Below are 20,032 nucleotides of genomic sequence, written 5' to 3'. Positions count from 1 at the left end.
ACATGGAAGACCTGGACGTCTTCGAGGACGGGCTGATCGAGCGGTTCCGGCAGCATCCCGTGCTGGCCGGCACCGGACGGCTGGCGCCGGACGACTTCGCCGCGCTGCTCCTCCAGCGGCGTTTCGTCTCCCTGGCCTTCACACCCTCCTACGACCTGGCGATCGACCTGCTGACCGACGAGGCCGGCCTGCGGATCGCCCGGGCCATCCTGCGCGAGGAGTACCCCGACGGCCGCGGCCACACCCGCTCGCACCGCGAGGACATGAAGGAGGACCTGCTCCAGCTGGGCATCACCCGCGAGGAGCTGGTCGCGTCCCGGCCGACCGAGGCCACCCGGCGGGCCGTCGAGGACGCCTTCGCGCTGATCGCCGACGCGGGAAGCCACGCCGACGCCGACCTGCGGCTGCTCACGTTCCTGCGGTTCTGGGGCGAGGTCCTGGTGTCCGTGGAGTACGAGCACCTGTGGCGGCGCATGGAACCGGTGCTGACCGGCGAGGGCGGCCGCAACCGCTCCCGCTTCTACTACCCGCACTACGTCCACGACGCCAAGGCCCACCCCCTCACCAGCGTCTCGCTGCTGTCGGCCACCCACTCCGACCGCCTGGCCACCCGCATCAGCGACCTCCTGGCCCGGCCGGGCGGAGCCGAGGCCTTCCGCGAGACGGAGGAGCGGGCCCTGCGCCTCAAGGCCGCCTTCTACGACCAGTTCCTGCCGGCCCTGGACCGGGTCGGTGCCCCTCAGTCCTGAGTGCCGGTGACGGCCACGCGCTGCACCAGCCCCCAGGTGAACTCGGCGACGGCCTCCCGCCGGACGCCCCCGGCGTCGGGCGCGGTGAACGCCAGCCCCCAGCGGGTCGGTGCCGTGCCCTCCAGGGGGCGGGCGGGGGCGAAGGCGCGGGCCACCTCGTCGACCGTGCAGGACCAGGGGGCCAGGTCGTCCAGGGTGCGCAGCTCGGGGCCCTTCGCGCCCGGCGCGCGGACCAGCCACTCGTTCCACACGGCGCGGTTCGGGGCGGTCAGCACCTCGAAGCGCAGGGTGGGCCACAGGGGCACGGGCCACAGCCAGGCCTCGCAGTCGAGGTCGCCGATCCGGCGGGGCGTCCGGGACTCGGGTTCGCCCAGCACCGAGCGGTAGCGGGACAGGGGTGCGCGGGAGTGCGGGGAGCGGACCATCGCCTGCCAGCGCCGGTTCGCCTCGCGCATCTCGGCGATGGACACCCCCAGCTCATGGCGGGCGTCCTCCACCAGGCCGGGGTTGTGGTCGGCCATGCGGCGCAGCAGCACCAGCTGGAAGTCGAGGGGGGTGAAGGGGCTAGCGGGGGGCTTTCCGGAGGGCATGGGACCCATCGTCGCCCACCGGTGCCCTGCCGGGGCGGCGGCCGTCGGGCAGGAACAGGACGGAGTTGACGTAGCGCGGGCCCCGCAGGGCGGGGGAGGGCAGGACCCGGCGGAGCAGGCCGTGGGAGACGACGTAGGACACGCGGGCCTGGTGGTCCTCCAGCGGGAACTTCGCGAGCGGCACCCAGGCGTCGCCGGGCAGGACCCAGCCGTCGTAGCCGAGCAGGGCCAGGTAGGTCACCACCGGCGCGATCGGCTGGATGCGGGACTCCAGTTCCACGAACAGGGCCGGGCGGTCCCGGGCGAGCAGGCCCGTCGCCCCGCGCAGCACCGCGGGCTCGTTGCCGTCCACGTCGATCTTGATGAAGCCGACGTCGCGCAGCCCCAGCTCGTCCAGCGTGACGCAGGGGACGTCCAGGGCGCGGGCGTGGATGTCGCGCCGGACCAGCGACGACACACCCCGGTCGCCGGAGTCGTCCGGTGGCAGCCACAGGCGGGCGATGCCCGGCCGGTCCGAGGCCGCCGCACGGACCACGCGGACGTTGGACGGCGCGGCGGCGGTCAGCAGCCGCGCCAGATGGGGCACCGGCTCGATCGTCACGACCTGCTCGGCGAGGCCGGACAGACGGTGCGTCCAGGGCCCGTACCAGCCGCCCACGTCCACGGCCGTGCGGCAGTGGGGCGGGCACAGCTCGGTGAGCCGGGCCAGCTCCGGTTCGAACCGCGGGTACAGCGCCCGGGCCGCCGCGGCCACCAGGCGGGTGGGCAGCAGAGGGGCGACCCGGGCCGCCAGGCCGGTCACCGGGCCATCCTCTTGAGGAGTTCCTCGTGTTCGTCGTCCGGCACCTGCTCGCCCGACGACGGCAGCAGCTGCGGAATGCCGTCGGCGATCGGGTAACGGCGGTGCAGGCGCGGGTTGTACAGCGCCTCCTCCTGCCCGTCCTCCTCGGCCAGCAGGTGCAGCGGGCCCTTGTCGATCGGGCAGGCCAGGATCTTCAGCAGCGGGTCGTCGGGCTTCATGGGGATGCCGGCTCCTTGGCGGGTGGGGAGGGTTCGGGAGAAGCGTCGTGCTTCGGCATGGTCAGCAGCACGGCCACCGCCAGGGCCGTGCCCGCCACCCGCAGCGCGAGGCGCAGCGGCTCGTGCGGCAGGGCCTCGCCGAACGACAGCGTGCCGAGCACCGCCGTGAACAGAGACGTCACGGTCGTGCACACCGGCACGATCAGCGAGGCCCGGCAGCGCTGCAGCGCCGCCTGGGACATCACCAGGCCGAACACGCCGGTGAACAGCAGGAGATACGGATAGGGGGAGGCCAGCAGGCCCAGCACCGCGCCGCCGACCCCGTCGGTCGTCAGACGGCCGGCGACGCCCTTGATGGCCAGCGAGCTGACCCCGTACAGCAGGCCCACGGCCACGCCGTACTCGACGCCGGTCGTCGGGCGCCGGTGCCGGTTGCGGGCCCGCCGCTCGGCGGAGCCGTACAGCCACACCCCGGCGGCCAGTGACGGCACGCACACGAGCAGGATCAGCGGGTAGGGCGCGTCCTGGCCGACGGTGTCGGTGCCCTCGCGCAGCGACAGCACCACCATCAGCAGCGCCAGCAGGATCGCGCCCAGCGCGTACCGCTCCCGGCCCGACGTCTCCTCGCCGAGCAGCCGCGCCGACAGCAGCACCAGCAGCACCAGGCCGGAGACGAAGATGCCCTGCGCCGCGGCGATCGGCAGGGTGCGGTAGACCACGAGCTGCGCGGCGAAACCGGCCGCGAGGGCGAGGGACCCGCCGATCCACAGGGGGTTGGAGAGGACCAGGCGCAGCAGCCGGGCCGGCCGGCGGACCGTCACCTCGGGCAGAGCGGTGAGGGCACGTTTCTCCAGCACGAAGCCCAGGCTGTACAGGGTGTTCGCCAGCAGGGCCGCGGCCACTCCCCACCCCATGGGCTACGTCCTCCTGGCGTGCAGCAGCAGGATCGACGCGAGCTGCGGCCGGGCGCAGACCAGCCGGTCCAGCGGGCGCAGCGGGCGCGGTACGCCGTGGAAGGGGGCCCCTTCGAGCCGTACGACGGTGAATCCGGACGCGGCGACGAACTCCTTGAGCGCGCGGGCGGTGTACAGCCGCAGGTGCCCCACGACCTCCGTGCCCGGGCGGCCGTGGATGCCGCGCAGACTGACCTCGGAGAACACCGGCTGCACCCCGGCCAGCAGCAGCCCGCGGTTGTACCAGGCGGCCAGGTTCGGCGTGGACAGCATCAGGTGCCCGCCGGGGCGCAGGATCCGCCGGATCTCGTCGAGGGCCGCGTCCGGGTCGACGAGGTGCTCGATCACCTCGCTGAACAGCACCGCGTCGGCCGACCCGGACGCGAACGGCAGCCCGCCGCCGGTGAGTTCACCGCGAACCGCGTACGGGATGCGGGTGCGGGCGCGGCGCAGGGCGTCCTGGGACCAGTCGACGCCGATGACGCGGTGACCGGGCAGGAGCGGGGCGGCGGTGGCGGCGGCGGTGCCGTCCCCGCAGCCGATGTCGAGGATCGTCCGCGGGCCCGCGGACGCCGGGCCGCCCAGGGCGCGGGCCAGCATGCGGGCCTGGCGGACGCTGCGCGGGGTGCCGGAGGCGACCGGCACGGCGGGGTTCTCGTAGAAGTCGCGCAGGTCGCGCGGCGGGGGGCCGGTCGTGGTCGGTGTCGTCACCCGGTCACCTCCGTGGTGTGCAGGTAGTGCTCGAAGAGGTCGCGGAGGTGGGCGCCGTCCCCGCTGCCGAGCAGCGTTCTCGACCAGCGCAGGGCCAGGTGGAGGCGGCCCGCCGTGGAGGCGGTGGTCACGGTCAGGCCGCGCGGCATCCGGGCCGGGGCGGAGAACCAGACCGCGTGCGCGCGGCCCGCCTCCTCGCCGAAGTCCAGGGGGTAGGGGATGCGGCCGATGTTGCTGAGCAGGGTCGTCGACGTCCAGGGTGCGGCGGCCCGGCGCAGCGTGCGGGTGAGGGCGGCCCGGGCCGCGACGGGCGCCCAGGGCGCGGTCAGGACGGCGGCGCCGTGGCCGAGTTGGGGACGGGGGAGGGACTTGAGGGCCCGGGTCCGCTCCGCGGTGCGCCGCAGCAGGCCCGGCAGGTCGGTGAGGTCCAGTTCCCCCGGCGCGAACGGGACTTCCACCAGGCGGGTGCCGTTGCCGATGGGCATCGTGGTGTCGCGGGGCCGGTCGTCCACCGGCATCGTGATGCGCAGGGGGCGCGGGCGGGCGCCGTGCTCCCTGTTCCAGTGGGCGATGGTCAGGGCCGTGGTCACCATGAGCTGGTCGTTGACGGTGTACGGGGAGCCCTTGGGCCGGTGCGGGAGGGGCAACTCGGTCACGAGCAGGCCGTTGCCGGGGGAGGGCTCGGGCGTGCCGTGTGCGACCCGCGCGGGGGGCGACCAGACGGCCGGGGTGTCCGGGACCTCCCGGCGGGGTTCGGCGGGACGGCTCGGGGGCGCGGCCGGGGCGTTGTCCCGGCCCCCGTACAGCTCGGCGGCGGTGGCCAGGACCCGCAGGCACGCCGGGCCGTCCAGGGCGGTGTGGTTGATGGTGAGCAGCAGGACCGGGCCGACCACCTCCAGGCGGATCGGCGGGGACGTCGACAGCGGCGGGGCGTGGGTGAGGGCCCGGGTCCTGGCGTCCCGCAGGGCGCGCGGGCCGGGCGGCGTGAAGGACACCACCTCCACGTCGGGCTCCGGTGTCAGCTCCCACTCGTAGCGCCGCCGGTACCAGGGCCCCCGCGCCTCCCGCATCAAGATCCGCGGATGCCGGTGCAGGGCCTCCAGGAACGCCTTGCGCAGCCGCGCGTGGTCGAGGGTCCCGGGGAGGTGCACCTCGATGTGGACCGTCTCCGGCTCCGCCTCCTGGAGGCAGTGCCGGGACACCTCGTCCACCACCGGGAACGGGATGCGTACCGGTGCCGTCATACGGTCTTGCCCTCCCCGGCGTCCGACCGCGGCAGCCGGCGCGTCGGCGCCTGCGACGGCGGTGGCTCCTCGCGCAGGCTCACCAGCCCCGCGAACAGGCCGATCAGCGCCAGCAGTTGGGCCAGACGCCCGAACGCGCCCTCGCCCGCGCCCACCGGCTCCCCGGCCCCGAACGCCGCGACGATCCCCGCCCCGGCCAGGGCGGCGAACGCGATCGGCACCAGCAGGGCGTGCCGTCGCGCGGCGAGCAGCGCCAGCGCCGGGACCAGCAGCGCGAACCAGCCCGCGATCACCACCCCGACCAGCGTCAGCGCCACCGTGCCCAGCCACAGTCCGGGCCGCGGCGGGACCGGCTGCGGCGCGTCGGGGCCGGGGGCGCGGCGGCGCCACAGCGCCAGGCCCAGCAGGACCGCGACGCCGACACCGCTGCCGATCAGGGCGGCGTCGTACGTCGTGGCCGGTTCGTAGGTCAGCGTCACACTGCCGCCCGCCCCGGCCGGGACCCGCCAGCCCTGCTGCCAGCCGTCCAGCCGCACCGGGGTCAGCTCCTTGCCGTCCAGGGTGGCCTTCCAGCCGTCGTTGAAGTTCTCGTACGTCGTCAGGTAGGAGGCCGCGCCCGAGCCGACCGTCACCTTACGGCGGTCGCCCAGCCAGTCCCGGATGCGCAGGTCCCGCCCGCCCGCGACGGCCTCGGGGACCGTGCCGCGGGTCAGGGTCACGTCGGTGAGCGCGAGGGGGCCCGCGTCGCCGCCCTCCAGGCGGTGCTCGCCGGCGTCCAGCCGCACCTCGGCGTCGTCGCGGCCCTCCTGGCAGAGCGTCACCTCCACGCCCCGCCGCTCCACCAGATCCCGCACGGTCCCCTTCGCACCCGTCCGGTACAGCTCACCGTCCAGCGCCACGTCCGGGCCCTTGCCGCACGGGAGGGAGAACGTCCGGGTGCCGTCCGGCTGCGGGGTGCGGTACTGGTCGAGGGAGGGCAGATACGCCTCCGTGAGGCCCACCGGGAGGCGCAGATCCTCGTCGGCGACCGGGTTGTGCAGGGTCAGCGGGGCCGTTTCGGTGACGGTGATGTCGAGGCGGTCGGTGGTGATCGGCGGGAAGCGGACCCAGCCGTTCTCGTCGGCGCCGGCGATGGCCGCGCCGTCCGGGGAGCTGATGTGCACCTGGGACGCGCGGGCCGACAGGCCGCCCGCGGGGGCCAGGACCAGTTCGCCGACCGGCTGCTTGCCCTCCCAGCGCAGGTGGATCGTCGGCCGGTCGCCCGCGATCCACGCCGTCGTCAGGTCACCGTCGGTCAGGTTGCGGGCCGCGAGGCCCGCGCCCAGGCGCGCCGTGGAGTCGGCGGTGGCGACGATCCGGGACCGCTGCCCGGGCGCGACCTCGTAGAGGAGCTCGTCGAGTTCCGTGCCCGGCACGGGCACCGCGCTCGCCGTCACCCGGTACGTCCCGGCGGCCGGGGTCGTGAAGCGGCGGTGCAGGCCCGCCTCGGTGCCGGTCGCGGACAGGCCCGTGGGGTCGGAGGCGCGGTGCAGGGAGACGACGGTCGCCGCCGCAGTGGCGTCCTCGGCGTCCGTCGGGAGCCGCAGCAGCCGGGTCACCTGCACGTCCGGCAGGCCGATCTCGGAGAAGCCGGCGCCGGTCAGACCGGCCCGGCGCTCCACGGAGTCCACGATCGTCAGCTTCATCCAACGGGTGGCGCCCTCGGGGGCCTTGATCCGCTGGGTCCTGCCGTTCGGCCGGAGGAAGCTGGTCTTCTCGCCCTTCTCCGTCTCCACCCGCACCTTCGTCGCCGCCGCCCGCACGCTCTCCTGCGGCAGCGGAGCCACCGTGAAGGAGGACGGCATGTCGTAGGGGCCGGTGAAGGCGATGCGCAGCCACTGACCGTCCGGTGTGTCCGGGGCGCCCTCCGCCCACGCGGTGTCCGGGTTGCCGTCGAAGGCGTTCACCGGGTCGTACTGCGGCAGGTGGAACAGCCAGTTGCCGTACGAGGACGCCGACACCGAGCGGGCGCCGCGCAGTTCGGCCACCGTCTGGTGGCCGGCGCCCTCGGCGGGCAGGATCTGCCGCGGTTTCTCGCCCGCGTCCTGGAGGGCGTCCGGCGCGTTGCGCTCGTCGCGCGTGTACGGGTACGACGTACCGGCGTTGACCAGCCCGAACCGGGTGTCCGCCCGCCGCAGCCCGTCGCCCAGCACCTGCACGGCCGGGGTACCGAGCCCGGGGTGGTTGTCGCCGGTCAGCACGGTCGCCCGGCCCCGCAGCCGCTCCGCCAGCGGCAGCAGCGCCTCCGGCCCGCCGGACACCACGGCCGTGTCGGCGACCGGGGCCAGCCCGGCCTGCCCGGGCCGGAGCACGTCCGCACCCGTGGGCCGGTAGATCTCCACGGCCCGCTGCCGCGGGTACAGCCCCTCCACCTGGAGCGGCGCGTCCTGCGCGATCCGGCCGCCGGTCATCACCGGCCCGAGGCCCGTCACCCGCTCGTACCCCGACTGTTCGAGGGTGCGTTTGACGGTCGTGGTGGGCACGTAGCCGATCTGGTCGGGGTCGAGGTCGTTGCGTACCACGACGTAGTACAGCCCGGCCCGGCTCAAGTAGTCCGCCAGACCGGGGACTTCGGCCCCGGACATCAGGGCCTGCTCGACGGCGTCCATCGCGCGCCGGTTGCCGGGGGTGCCGAACGGCACGTAGTCGCGCTGCGCCCACCGGGATGCGGCGAGCACGTCGAGCGGCTGGTCCATGGGGGAGCCCCAGGTGTACAGGCCGTGCGCGGTCGCCGGGACGACGAGGGCCCGCGAGTCGGGCGAGTACTTCTCCAGCCAGTCGGCCGTGGCCTGCCAGTAGGCGGGGAGCTTCCGGAACGAACCCGGATTGAGGATCGAACCGTTGAGGTACGGCCACAGCAGCCCGGGCAGGATCAGCACGGCCGCGACCAGCGGGGCGAAGCGCCGCCCGCGCACCGGCCGGGCCCCGCGCGGCTCGGCGGCCACCCCCACCAGGTGCGCCAGACCGAGCACGAGCGCCAGCGCCACACCGGTCTGGAACTTGTAAATGTTCCGGAACGGCGACAGCCACCCGTCCAGCCAGCCCTGCACCACCCCGTGGAACGGCGCCCCGAACGCCCCGCCGTACCCGGCGAGCAGCACCGGCACCGCCACGAGCACCGTCAGCACCAGCCACCGCCGCTCGGGCATGTCCCGCCGGGCCAGTCCGGCGAGGCCCAGTCCGGCGGCGAGCGCCGAACACACGATCACGACGACGGAGGACGCCACCGCCCAGCCGGCCGGCAACCACGCCTCACCCAGGTGCAGATAGGCGACCCAGTTCCCGGCCCCGCGCAGCGCCTCGGTCGCCGCCATGGTGTCCGTCGTCGTCCGCGCGGTCTCTATATAGGGGAGGAAGTTCTCGCCGTAGACCCCGAGCAGCAGCAGCGGCACCCACCACCAGGCGGTCACCACGAGCACCGCCGGGGCCCACCAGGCGATCAGCTTGCGCTGCCGGGGCCCGGGCGGCCTCGACAGCAGATACAGCCCGGCCGGCAGCAGGGAGGCCAGGGTCGCCGACGCGTTCACCCCGCCCATGAACGGCACGAGCAGCGCCGACCGCAGGGCCGCGACCCGGGCCGTGTACCGCTCGTCCGCCAGCGGCAGCAGCACCCACGGCAGGAACGCCCCGGGCAGCGCGGCCGCCGACGTGGACCCGATGACCGTGGTGAACACCGGCCACAGCGCATAGGCCACGGCCCCCAGGAGCCGGGACGCCCCGCTGCCCACCCGCAGCCGCTCCGCCAGCCGCAACGCCCCCCAGAAGGCGACGGACACGATGAGCGACAGCCACAGCCGCTCCGCCAGCCACACCGGCAGCCGCACGAGGTCGCACAGCCAGTAGAACGGCAGCATCGGCCACAGATAGCCGACGTACTGGTCCTGGATCCCGCCGAACCCGGCCCGGTCGTGCCACAACTGGCCCAGATCGGCGAGGAAGCGGCCGGGATCGACCGTGACCCCGAGCTTGGTGTCGAAGGTCTGCCGCCCGGGCTGCACCGCGAGGAACAGCATGAACATCACGGCCCAGAAGCCCACCAGCCAGCGCCGTGACCGCGGCCCGTCGGGCGGGCCCGAGGCGGTCGCGGTGGTGGGGACGGCCGCCGGGGGAGGAGCCTGGACCGTGGTTGTCATGTAGGACACCGCCGCAGAATGAGGAGGAGGTTCCAGGTGGCGAACTCACGGATGCCGGGCGCCTTGACGACGGTCTCCGCGAGGAACGGCCAGTAGCGGGAACGCGCCGAGACGATCCTGACGTCGTCCCGGGCGCGCACCTGCCGCAGGGTGGAGCCGATGTGCACCGCGAACAGGTTCGCGCCGAGGGTGTGCTTGGCCGGCCGGCCCGTCCGCCGCTGGTAGCGGGCCCGGGCCCGCTCGGCGCCGAACCAGTGCCACGGGGCCCACTCGTGCCCGCCCCACGGCGACAGCCAGTTGGTGAACGACACGTAGATCAGCCCGCCCGGCCGCGTCACCCGGGCCAGCTCACTGAGGAACGTCTCCGGATCGGCCACGTGCTCCAGCACGTTGGAGGAGAAGGTGACGTCCGCGACGCCGTCCCGCAGCGGCAGCAGGTACCCGTCGGCGACGACGGCCGAGCCGGGGGGCCTCTCACCGAGCTCGGCCATGTCGGGCTCGAAGAGGAACGCGTTCGCCCCGCGGCGCCGGAACTCCTCGGTGAAGTACCCGCTGCCGCCGCCGACATCGAGGACGGTACGCCCGTCGACCGGTCCGTCGTAGGCCTCGACCTGATCGGCGGCGTCGCGGGCGAGCAACGAGTAGCAGCCCTCGGGATCGTCCTGCTCGTGCAGGAAGGCACGGAACAGGGCAAGAGATCTTCTCAACGAGGGGTCGTGCTCATAGGGGCGCGGGGAACTGCGCGACCAGCCACGACGTACCGCAGGCCGCCTCACGGCCCGAAGCCCCTCACCGCCTCGGCGGCCACCACCCGGAACTGCCGCACCGTCCGGTCCCACCGGAACTGCGCCGCACGCTCCCGGGCCGCCTTGCCCATCAGCTCCCGCCGCCGCCCGGACAGCGCCAGCGCACACCACGCCGCGGCGAACGACGACTCACCCCGCGCCAGGATCCCGGTCTCACCGTCCACCACGGAGTCCTTGAGCCCCGGCACGTCGAACGCCACACTCGGCGTCTCCCGGGCCGCGGCCTCCGTCACGACGAGACCCCATCCCTCCACCGCGGACGGATGCAGCAACAGCCAGGCCGCACACAGCAGCCGGTGCTTCTCGGCCTCCGTCACGTACCCGGTGAACTCCACACCCGGACCGGCGAGCCGCTCCAGACGTTCCCGCTCCGGCCCGTCACCGACGATCACCAGCCGCCCGCCGGTCACCGGCCGCACCCGCTCCCAGAGCCGCAGCAGCAGATCGACCCTCTTGTACTCGACCAGCCGCCCGACGGCGACGAACAGCGGCTCGGGTGAGCGGTCGGCCCTCGGTCCCGGCTCCTCGACCCCGTTGTGCACGACTCTGATCCGGTCCCGCTCGACCCCGATCGCCCGCAGCGCGTGGGCGGTCGAGGAGGACACCGCGACCAGCAGGTTCCGCCGCTGCGCCCCGGTCAGCGCCCAGTGTTCGAGTCTTCGGCCGATCCGTGCCGCCGGTGCCAGCGGCCCGCCGAAGCGCATCCTCCACAGGTCCGTGTGGACGTGGTTGACCAGGGTCAGTGTCGGCCCCCGGTGCCACAGCGGCGCCAGGTACGGCATGCCGTTGCACACCTCGACCAGCAGATCGCAGTCGCCGACCCGGCGGGTGAACGCCGATCTGGCGCGCAGGTAGTGCCCGTACGGGCCGCCCGCCGACACGACCCGGTACGCGCGGAACGACGCCGGGCCCCCGCACAGCAGGGTGACGTGGTGGCCCAGGCCGGTCAGGCCGTCGGCGAGCCGGTCGACCAGCAGCTCGGACCCGCCGGCGGACGGATTGCCCAGATCACGATGGGCGAGGAAGACGATCCGGCGCGGATGTGGGGGGAGCGCCGGGGAGTGCTGCGGCGCGCTGAGGGACGCGGTGCGCAGCGAGGACGGCACGTGCTGGGGCATGGGTGCTCCAACTCGTCTCGGGGTGCGGAACTCAGCGTGGGGAAGACGTGGGGGGAGGGTCGGCCACGGTGGGGTCGGCCCGTGGGGAGCCTGAGCTCTTCCTGGGAGGGGAGTGTGGACGGGAGGTGCTCGGGTGGGGTTGGACAGTTTTCGCCCGGACGTTCTCCAGGGCTACTCACCGGCGTGACAATTTCGGGCTTTGTTGGAGCTGACGTCACATCACATCGTGAGGCTGGGCTGGGGCGTACCGGACGTATCGGCCGGAACGGGGTTCTCCGGCTCCTTCCGCCCGCGCACCACCAGAACGCCACCCACCGCGGCGAGCACGAGACCGGCCGCCGCCGCCCCGATCGGCAGCGTGGTGCCCACCAGCCGCAACTGCCCGCTGTCCCGCTTCGCCTGCCGCACCGCTTCCTTCTGCGTCGCGGTCGTGAACGCCACGTTCCGGCTGTCCAGCAGCACCGCCGCGTCCTTCTTCCCGCCCGGCGCCCGCAGGGTCCGCCGGGGACCGGTCCGCGCGTAGACCACCCGGCCCGTCGCCCGGTCCACGACCAGCTCGAAGCCATGGTTGGAGTACCACTCCTCGGCCAGCACCTGCGGCCGGTTCGGCTGGTCGACGAGGCTGCCGGGCACCATCCGGGTCCCGGTCCGCGTCGGCGGCACCGAGCCGGTGAACCGGTAGCCGGTGTACCCCTGGATCTTCGCGGTGCCCCGGTAGCGCAGCACGACCGTGTCGCCGAGGCTGTTGTCCCACCACTGGTAGGAGCGTTTCTGCACGTCGAAGGGGAACTTCAGATACGCCTCCCCCTCGATGTAGGGCTTCTCCCCGCAGCAGTGCACCGGGCGCGTGGTCCGGCGGTCCATCACCCAGCGGTGCGGCACGAAGTCCAGCGCGTCGTGCGGATCGGCGGCCGGCAGGGACTTGTCGGTGTCGACCGTGGTCGTCACGTCCCAGACGGTGGTGCCGCTGCGTTCGCTGTCCTCGACGTTGCCCCGTACCCGCTGGGTCACGGTGATCTTCCGGTCGGGCACCGTCTCGATCCGGTCGGTGTCGAAGACACTGCCCCGGCCGGTGTAGACGGCGGTCGTGTCGATGTCGATCGGGTTGACCGCGGCACGCGGCTCCACGTACCAGGCAAGCAGCGGCGCCAGCACCAGCAGGAACGTGCCGAGACCCAGCATGACCAGCGAAAAGGGAGAGGTTGTACGGCGCATCCGGGCACTCCAGTGGCTTGGGACGGCTCGACGTACGAGAGGGCCGGCACGGCGGCGGGATGCGCGCGTGCGGCTGGGCCGGGAACCGTAGGCCGCTCTTGACGGGGTGTCAATGCTTGTCGAGACTGGGCGCGACAGGCAGGGACGGGGTGCCCGGGGTGGGGCGACCTCCGGAGGACCTCCGGACGCATCCGGACAGAGAGGCTGACCCTGCGATGTCCAGACTGCTCGCCGCCGCGCTGACCGTCGCGCTCGCCGCCGCCCTCGCCGTGGGCGCCGCGCTGGGCGTGGTCGCGCTGCTCGAAGCCACACCCGACCAGCCGAACACCCCCCTGATCACGTACGAACGAGACGGTCAGGGGAGTTGACGGTGACGGCCGCCCGCACCGCAGCCGTCACGACGCTCTCGGCCTGGCACGCCGTACCGCGCTTCCAGGTGCGCCGGTTCGCCGCGATCGCCATGGCCGAGGCGCCCGGGCTCGCCGAGGAGATCCTCCGCGAGATCCAGCGGGAATACCCGCACCTGCCCGTCGTCCTCGACGACTCCGGCGAGCCGATGGCCCTGGTCGGCATCCGGCGCGCCATCGAGGTGTTCGTGCAGCACCTGGAGCACGCGGAGGGCCGCCCGACCGTCCCGCCGGGCGTCTTCCAGGACTTCGGCCGTGGCGAGGGCCTGAACGGCCGCTCCCTCGACTCCCTCCAGGCCATCTACCGCATGGGCGTACGCCTGGCCTGGCGCCGCTTCGCCGACATCGGCCAGCGCGTGGAGATCCCGCCTCCGGCCATGTACGAACTCGTCGACGCCGGCTACGAGTACCTGGACGGACTGGTCGACCAGTCCGTACGCGGCTACGCCGAGGCCGCCGCCCGCCAGGCCGGTGAACGCCTGCGTCTGCAACGCCGCCTGATGGAGCTGCTGCTCACCGAGCACCACCGCGGCGACCCCGCCGAGGCCCTGACCGAACGCGCCGCCCGCATCGGCTGGCCCTTACCGGCGAAGGTCGCGGTCGGCGTGCTGCTCCGCCCGGCCCGGGAGGCGATGGCCCCCGCGGTCGGCCAGGGCGTCCTGCTCGACATGGAGTACGAGCAGCCGCGCATGGTCGTGCCCGAGCCGGACGCCGCGGGCCGCCCCGAGCTGCTGCACCGGGCCCTGGCCGGATGGTCCGGCGCGATCGGGCCGCCCGTCCCGCTCACCGACGCGGCGAAGTCGCTGCGCTGGGCGGAGGCGGCGGTCCGTCTGATGGAACGTGACCTCCTTCCTTCAGGCGAGATCCTCCACTGCACCGAGCACACCGAGGCCCTGGTCCTCCTCCAGCCCGAGGAACTCATCGACGACCTGGCCCTCAGATGCCTGGCCCCCCTGACCCACTGCGGTCCCACGCACGGCCGCCGCCTCGCCGAGACCCTCCTGGCCTGGCTGGAGACCCGCGGCGGCGCCCCCGAGGTCGCCGCCCGCCTCGGCGTCCACCCCCAGACCGTCCGCTACCGCCTGCGCCAGATCCGCGAACTGTGGGGCGACGAGATCGACGACCCCGACCGCCGCTTCGAACTGGAACTGGTGCTGCGGGCACAGCGGCTGCGCGGCGAGCTGGGAGCGATGGCAGAACGACGAAGACGAGCGTGAGACGCCCGGCGCCGCTACGCCGCGCCTGCGGGGAGCCCGGGCTGGTATGCCGCGCCTGCGGGGAGCCCGGGGCGGGAATGCCGTTCCTGCGGGGACCCGGGCGCACGGCGCGCAGTGGCCGGTGGGACGGGGGTGCACGCGCGGGCCGGTATGCCGCGCCTGCGGGGAGCCCGGGGCCGGTATGCCGCGCCGAGCCCGGGGCGGGAATGCCCCTCCTGCGGGGACCCGGGCGCATGGCCCGCAGTGGCCGGTGGGACGGGGGTGCACGCGCGGGCCGGTATGCCGCGCCAGCGGGGAGCCCGGGGCGGAAATGCCGTTCCTGCGGGGACCCGGGCGCACGGCCCGCAGTGGCCGGTGGGACGGGGGTGCACGCGCTTTCCCGCGGCCGGGGAGGGGCAGGTGTCTCTCAGGGGGGCGGCTCCGTCGCGAACGTGCCCGGCGGGGGCTGCTTCTCGGCCACCGCGCGGCCGCCCGCGAGTTTCGCCCTCAGCCGGATGACGGTCCCCGGAGGCAGGCCCTCCACCCGTGCGCCGGGCACCGCGAGTTCCAAACGCTCGCCCACGTACCGGGACAGCAGGTCGGCGTAGCCGGGGACCGGCCGCGCGTCGAGCACGTCGACGAGCAGCTGGGCCCAGCCGTCCAGCCGTGGGTGCGGACCGGAGGCGACCAGCCGGGTGTCCAGCGCGGTGAGATTCTCGATCGCCTGCACCATCCCGCTCACCTCCACGCGCCCGCTGCCGTCCCCGCTGCCGCCCTCGCTGCCGCCCCCGGTGCCGGTGCCGGTGCCGGTGCCAGTGCCAGTGCCGGTGTCGGTGCCGGTGCCCGTGCCCGCGGAGTCCCGCCGGCCCCGCGACGCCCGGCACGCGCGCTCGCCGCACCGGACGCCGCGGGGGCCCGGCCCGCCCGGAGGACGGGCGACGGGGCCCGACGGGTACGAGGACCTACGGCCGACGGTACGAGTGCCCCACGCCGCCGGCCGAGTTCGCCGCACGCGGCGCGCCGTTGAGGTCAGGCTGCGAACCCGCCTCGGCGGTCGGTTCGGGCGCGCGCGAGGGGCCGCTCATCCGCTGCTCCAGCGCGTCGAGCCGGGCCTGGAGGGCGTGGACCGTCTCGGCCAGCCCGGTCTCGGCGGCCGGCGCCGGGCGTCCCGCGCCGGCGTGGACCGGCATGTGGACGGGACCCGGCACGGTGACCTCGACGGTGGCCGTCATCGTCGGGCCCGAGGCGGAGATGCCGGTGACGGAGACGCCGGTCGCGGCGCCCGCGTAGGAGTGCGAACTGGGGGCGGTGGACGGGCCGAAGGCGGTGTTGCCGGAGCTGCCGGGGTAGGCGTCCCCGGCGTCGCCGCGGTTGCCTCCGAGCTCCAGATCCCGCTCGTCGTCCGCCTGCACCAGACCCACCATGTAGTGGGTCTCGTCGGAGTTGTCCGGCTGGTGCTCGTCGATGTGCCAGATCAGCAGCCCCTCGCCGGGCAGTGACTGGTCGTACCCCGTGCGCTGGCGGTTCTCCAGCAGGAAGTACTCGCTGCCCGGCAGCCCCCCGGTCCACAGCCGGTGCACCTGGTGGCTGTTCTTCACATCGGGCAGGGACAGCGTCGTCGGACCGGTGACGTTGGACACCGTCGCCCAGCCCTGGTCGATCTTGCACCAGGCCGACGGATGCGTCGGGATGTCACCGCCGCCGCCCCAGGAACCGCCGCCCATCAGGCACCAGTTGCCGACGCCCTCGGACGAGTCGTCGATGTCGTACAGATCCGGGAAACCGAAGACGAGGTGTCCCAACTCATGCGCGCAGACACCGATCTTGGCGTCCTCCGGGATGGTGAGGTAGGCGAAGATCCGTGCGCCGTCGGCGTTGTAGGCCGCCGGCAGGACCCACTTGTGCGACCAGATGTCCCCGGGGTCACCGGTGACCTCGCCGCCCCGCCCCGCGTGCACGACGATGAACGCGTCGACGAACCCGTTGCCGTCGTTGTCGTACGGGGCGTAGTTGATCTGCGGGTCGGCGGTGAGCGCGGTGTCCCGGGCCATCAGCTGCGCCCGGGCCTCGCCGGAGGGCCGGCCGATGCCGAAGTTGCCGTTGGCGTAGAAGGACAGCTTCTTCGGCAGCCGCACCGGGCCGACGACCTCGCCGACGATGTCGACCAGACCGTGCGTGGCCTCCCGGAAGTACTCGCGGACACTGCCGTGGGGCATCGAGCCGAGGGAGAAGAACAGTTCCTCGAAGTGCTCCTGAGTGGCCGTCATCTCCTTGTCGGCGAAGTCGGCGAGGATGACGACCACACGGACCGCGCCGGTGAGCGGGGCGCGTTCGGCCGCCGCTGCGGCGATGGACTCCCGGGGCGTGCCCACGGGGAACTCGTCGGGTGGCTTGATCGTGCCGTCGTTGAAGCCGGGGTGGCGCGGCTGGCCGCCCACGACGAACTGGCTGCCCAGCGGCGAGGCGGACTCGATGCGCAGCCGCTCCTCCTGGAGCCGCTCGCGCAGTTCGGGACTCGGGGATACGGCGCAGAAGTCGGAGCGGACGGCGACCGCGCCCCTACGGCGGGGGAGATGGTCGGACATGGTGGTGCCTCTCGGAGTGAGAAGGTCGGGTTTCGGCCAGTGACGCACGCCGCCCGAACCGTCGCAACCGCACGGGCCGGCCCCCTTCGCGCGCGGTCCATCTCCCCGTCGCGGGGCCCTCGGTGTGCATATGCGCGCCGGGCCGATCCGAGGTTTGATGGAAGGGAGCGCCGGGCCGCCGAGCCCGCGCGAAGTCCTCAACAGGACGGCACAACGTTCAACTTCATCGGGTCGCCCCCGATCCCCGGCGCGGGCCCTCGCACTCACCACCCCCAGCGCCGCTCCCGTCGCACACCTCTGTGTGGAGCACCGCCATGACCGGCACCCCGGACTCCCACCGCCCTCCGCTCTCCGCCGCGGAGATCCGCACCGCCCCCCTCCGGGTCCCGCAGCACGACGCCCCGGACCCCAACGGCTTCAAGCCGGCCGAACTGCCCAAGTCGACGGTGGTCCCGGTGAAGGCCCCACCGGCCGGGGAGCCGGCGGCGCCCGACCTCGCGCCGTCGATGCCGGCCGGGCAGGACGGCGTCCGGCTCGAACCGAACCGCTTCCCGGTCGGCGAGCCCCCGCAGCTGGTCTTCGCCGGACAGGAACTGGAACCGCTCCTGGTCTTCAACCCCGACGGCCGGCGCGTCTACGACGACCGGACCTTCCCCTGGGTGCTGGCCTGTCACGTCTTCTCGGGATCGCGCAGCGGATCCGGCGCGCTGATCGGGCCGCGGCACGTCCTGACCGCCAGCCACTGCATCGACTGGCAGCAGCTCACCGTCTCCGTGACCATGGTCCAGGGAGCCACCCAGATCGCCGCCGCCGGGGCGACCCACATCATGGCCTATGAGCACATCGTGGACGTGACGTACAGCAGCGCCGACGACGACTACGCGATCGTGATGCTGGACCGCAGGCTCGGCGACAGCTTCGGGGCCTTCGGCTGCCGGACCTACGACTCCGGCTGGGACAACGAGACCGCGAACTGGTTCAACATCGCCTACGAGCCGCTCCTGCACGCCACCGCCGCGAACTTCCAGACCGGCTTCTTCCTCGACGAGGACGACTTCGACCTCGGCGGCGGCCGCATGCTGATCACCAAGACCGGTGACTTCCTCAAGGGCATGTCGGGCAGCCCGGTCTTCGGCTTCTGGCCCGAGGGCCCCTTCGTGGTCGGCGTCGCCAGCGCCGGTGCCAACGGCGGCGTCTTCGGCAACTACAACGCCATCGCCGGGGGCAACAACCTGACCCGGCTCGTCAACAAGGCCAGGGCCGACTTCCCCTGATACACGGCCCGCCTGTGCACCGGCAGGAGCCGCCGCAGGAACGCGGCTCCTGCCGGTGCGCGTCCGTTCCCTCGCCGCCGCGTGTCCGCCTCGCCCGCCCGCGTGCCCGGTCCCGGCGTCCCCGGACCCTTCCCCGCCTCCGCCCATTGCCCGGGCCTACCTCTATGGCTAGCCTGTGTTCGTCATGCCGATCGCCTGTTGATATCTCGAACACAGGCGCCTGAGACGTACAAGGGAGGGGGCCGGTCGTGGGACGCCTCGTACCAGCCGTGACCCGGGCTCTCGACATTCTCGAGCTCTTTCTCGACGGGGACGGGACGCTCTCCGCCCCCGACATCGTGCGCCGGCTCCAGCTGCCGCGCACCACCGTGCACGAACTGGTGACCACGCTCGCCGCGCGGAAGTACATCGTCCCGGTGCCCGGCCAGCCCGGACGCTACCGGCTCGGCGTACGCCCGTACCAGCTCGGAGCCCGCTACTCCGAGCAGCTCGACCTCGCCGCCGAGGGCCAGCAGGTCGCCCGGTCCGTCGCCGAGACCTGCGACGAGACCGTGCACGTGGCGATCCTGGAGGACACGGACGTCATCTACATCGCCAAGGTCGACTCCACGCACGCCGTACGGATGGTGTCGGCGGCCGGGCGCAGGCTGCCCGCCCACTGCACCTCCGTCGGCAAGATGCTGCTGGCCTCCCTTCCGGAGCCGGAGCTCACCGCGCGGATCCCGGACGGTGCCGAGCTGGCCGCGATGACCCCCAACAGCATCACCGACCCGGCCGCCCTGCGCGAGGCCCTGGCCGAGATCCGTGAGCGCGGCCTCGCCGTGGAGAACCGCGAGTCCAACCCGGACGTGTCCTGCGTGGCCGCACCGGTCCGCGACCGCACCGGGCAGGTCGTCGCCGCCCTGTCGATCTCCGTGCCCATGATCCGCTGGAGCGAGGAGCGCCGGGCCGAGCTGGAGCAGCTCGCCGCCAAGGGCGCCGCCGAGCTGTCCGAGCACCTCGGGCACCGGGGCACGGCATGACGGTGCCCTACGAGGTCGCCGTGCGGGCCGAGGCCGAGCTCGGCGAGGGGCCGACCTGGGACGCGGCGGCCGGCCGGCTGCTGTGGATCGACATCCTCGGCTCCCGCCTGCACACCTACGACCCGGCCACCGGACGCCGCACCCTGCGCCGCACGGAACAGCACATCGGTGCCGTCAAGCCGCGTACCGGCGGCGGCCTGGTGCTGAACCTGCGCGACGGGGTCGGCCTCCTGGACCCCGACGGCACCTTCCGCTGGCTCCACCACGAGCCGGTCCCCGGCCGCCGCGCCAACGACGCCGCCGTCGCGCCCGACGGCGCGCTGTGGGCGGGCACGATGCGCTACGACGAGGCGCCGGGGGGAGGCACCCTGTCCCGCCTCACCGGCGACGGCACGGCCGAGGTCGTGCTCGACGACGTGGCCGTCAGCAACGGCACGGGATGGAGCCCCGACGGGCGCCTCATGTACTACATCGACACCCCGACCCGGCGCGTGGACGTCTTCGACCACGCGGACGGGCGGCTCTCCGGGCGGCGGACCCTCGCCGTGATCGAGGAGAGCGCCGGTTTCCCGGACGGTCTCACCGTGGACGCCGAGGGGTGCGTGTGGGTCGCCCTGTGGCAGGGGTCGGCGGTGCGGCGCTACACACCCGACGGTGAGCTGGACCGGGTGATCGAGCTGCCGGTGTCGCTGGTGACGGCGTGTGCGTTCGGCGGGGACGGGCTGACCGACCTGTATGTGACGACGGCCCGGGTGGGACTGACCGAGCCGCCCGCACTCGCCGGCTCCCTGTTCGTGGTGCCCGGGGCGGGCAAGGGACTGGCCCAGCCCGCGTTCGCCGGCTGACGAGGCGCCGGGGCACCGGACGAAACGCCCTCGCCGCCGCGTCCCCGCCGGGGGCCCCCCCCCCGGGGGGGCCCAGGGTGGCCGTGCGGGGCCCCCCCCACGGTGGGCCCCCCCCGGGCCCCGTG

At 73.9% G+C, this 20,032-nt stretch carries 18 protein-coding genes; 6 read left to right on the top strand and 12 right to left on the bottom strand.

Annotation, left to right across the window (positions count from 1 at the left end; all coding sequences use genetic code 11):
• Positions 1–2: 2 nt before the first annotated feature.
• Complete coding sequence (locus ACFV20_RS14705) at positions 3–749, top strand: hypothetical protein (protein ID WP_385656232.1); 747 nt, start codon at positions 3–5, stop codon at positions 747–749.
• Here the strand turns inward: ACFV20_RS14705 and ACFV20_RS14700 are convergent.
• From ACFV20_RS14700 to ACFV20_RS14655, 10 genes are all read right to left on the bottom strand, one after another.
• Positions 740–1,348: a hypothetical protein gene (locus ACFV20_RS14700; RefSeq protein WP_385656231.1), complete on the bottom strand. Its 609-nt coding sequence runs from the start codon at positions 1,346–1,348 to the stop codon at positions 740–742. The genes ACFV20_RS14705 and ACFV20_RS14700 overlap by 10 nt on opposite strands.
• Positions 1,314–2,141: an FkbM family methyltransferase gene (locus ACFV20_RS14695; RefSeq protein WP_385656229.1), complete on the bottom strand. Its 828-nt coding sequence runs from the start codon at positions 2,139–2,141 to the stop codon at positions 1,314–1,316. Before ACFV20_RS14695 ends, ACFV20_RS14700 begins: the two co-directional genes overlap by 35 nt.
• Positions 2,138–2,359 carry a Trm112 family protein gene (locus ACFV20_RS14690; RefSeq protein WP_385656227.1) on the bottom strand — a complete coding sequence of 74 codons (222 nt, stop codon included), beginning with the start codon at positions 2,357–2,359 and terminating at the stop codon, positions 2,138–2,140. The genes ACFV20_RS14695 and ACFV20_RS14690 overlap by 4 nt, the downstream gene beginning before the upstream one ends.
• The gene (locus ACFV20_RS14685) at positions 2,356–3,261 is read right to left on the bottom strand and encodes a hypothetical protein (RefSeq protein ID WP_385656458.1); all 906 of its coding nucleotides are present in this window, start codon (positions 3,259–3,261) and stop codon (positions 2,356–2,358) included. The genes ACFV20_RS14690 and ACFV20_RS14685 overlap by 4 nt, the downstream gene beginning before the upstream one ends.
• A gap of 15 nt (positions 3,262–3,276) precedes the next feature.
• Entirely contained in the window at positions 3,277–4,023 is a 747-nt protein-coding gene (locus tag ACFV20_RS14680; RefSeq protein WP_385656225.1) for a methyltransferase domain-containing protein, read from the bottom strand.
• Entirely contained in the window at positions 4,020–5,267 is a 1,248-nt protein-coding gene (locus ACFV20_RS14675; RefSeq protein WP_385656223.1) for a condensation protein, read from the bottom strand. Before ACFV20_RS14675 ends, ACFV20_RS14680 begins: the two co-directional genes overlap by 4 nt.
• Complete coding sequence (locus ACFV20_RS14670) at positions 5,264–9,439, bottom strand: alpha-(1->3)-arabinofuranosyltransferase family protein (protein ID WP_385656221.1); 4,176 nt, start codon at positions 9,437–9,439, stop codon at positions 5,264–5,266. Before ACFV20_RS14670 ends, ACFV20_RS14675 begins: the two co-directional genes overlap by 4 nt.
• Complete coding sequence (locus ACFV20_RS14665; RefSeq protein WP_385656220.1) at positions 9,436–10,215, bottom strand: class I SAM-dependent methyltransferase; 780 nt, start codon at positions 10,213–10,215, stop codon at positions 9,436–9,438. Before ACFV20_RS14665 ends, ACFV20_RS14670 begins: the two co-directional genes overlap by 4 nt.
• A complete protein-coding gene (locus tag ACFV20_RS14660) occupies positions 10,212–11,363 on the bottom strand; it encodes a glycosyltransferase family 4 protein (RefSeq protein ID WP_385656218.1) in 1,152 nt (383 codons plus the stop codon). Before ACFV20_RS14660 ends, ACFV20_RS14665 begins: the two co-directional genes overlap by 4 nt.
• Before the next feature lie 219 nt (positions 11,364–11,582).
• Positions 11,583–12,578: a DUF3068 domain-containing protein gene (locus tag ACFV20_RS14655; RefSeq protein WP_385656217.1), complete on the bottom strand. Its 996-nt coding sequence runs from the start codon at positions 12,576–12,578 to the stop codon at positions 11,583–11,585.
• Between the two features lie 215 nt (positions 12,579–12,793).
• Here ACFV20_RS14655 and ACFV20_RS14650 point away from each other — a divergent pair, with 215 nt between their 5' ends.
• Both ACFV20_RS14650 and ACFV20_RS14645 read left to right on the top strand, forming a co-directional pair.
• Complete coding sequence (locus ACFV20_RS14650) at positions 12,794–12,946, top strand: hypothetical protein (protein ID WP_385656215.1); 153 nt, start codon at positions 12,794–12,796, stop codon at positions 12,944–12,946.
• A 2-nt stretch (positions 12,947–12,948) separates the two neighbouring features.
• Positions 12,949–14,202 (top strand): PucR family transcriptional regulator, encoded by a 1,254-nt coding sequence (locus tag ACFV20_RS14645; protein ID WP_385656213.1) that lies wholly within the window; start codon positions 12,949–12,951, stop codon positions 14,200–14,202.
• Between the two features lie 406 nt (positions 14,203–14,608).
• Here the strand turns inward: ACFV20_RS14645 and ACFV20_RS14640 are convergent, their stop codons facing one another.
• Both ACFV20_RS14640 and ACFV20_RS14635 read right to left on the bottom strand, forming a co-directional pair.
• Complete coding sequence (locus ACFV20_RS14640) at positions 14,609–14,914, bottom strand: hypothetical protein (protein WP_385656211.1); 306 nt, start codon at positions 14,912–14,914, stop codon at positions 14,609–14,611.
• A 229-nt stretch (positions 14,915–15,143) separates the two neighbouring features.
• Entirely contained in the window at positions 15,144–16,766 is a 1,623-nt protein-coding gene (locus tag ACFV20_RS14635) for a M6 family metalloprotease domain-containing protein (protein ID WP_385656209.1), read from the bottom strand.
• Between the two features lie 314 nt (positions 16,767–17,080).
• Here ACFV20_RS14635 and ACFV20_RS14630 point away from each other — a divergent pair, with 314 nt between their 5' ends.
• The 3 genes from ACFV20_RS14630 (at position 17,081) to ACFV20_RS14620 (ending at position 19,907) form a co-directional block, all read left to right on the top strand.
• Complete coding sequence (locus ACFV20_RS14630; RefSeq protein WP_385656207.1) at positions 17,081–18,040, top strand: trypsin-like serine peptidase; 960 nt, start codon at positions 17,081–17,083, stop codon at positions 18,038–18,040.
• Positions 18,041–18,288: 248 nt separating this feature from the next.
• A complete protein-coding gene (locus ACFV20_RS14625) occupies positions 18,289–19,062 on the top strand; it encodes an IclR family transcriptional regulator (protein WP_385656205.1) in 774 nt (257 codons plus the stop codon).
• Positions 19,059–19,907, top strand: coding sequence for an SMP-30/gluconolactonase/LRE family protein (locus tag ACFV20_RS14620; protein WP_385656204.1), 849 nt, complete (start codon positions 19,059–19,061; stop codon positions 19,905–19,907). The genes ACFV20_RS14625 and ACFV20_RS14620 overlap by 4 nt, the downstream gene beginning before the upstream one ends.
• Positions 19,908–20,032: the final 125 nt, after the last annotated feature.

The organism is Streptomyces sp. NPDC059696 (assembly GCF_042733745.1).
Lineage (GTDB): Bacteria > Actinomycetota > Actinomycetes > Streptomycetales > Streptomycetaceae > Streptomyces.
Note: the sequence above shows the minus strand (reverse complement) of the source record. Positions and strands in the feature narration are given on the sequence as shown.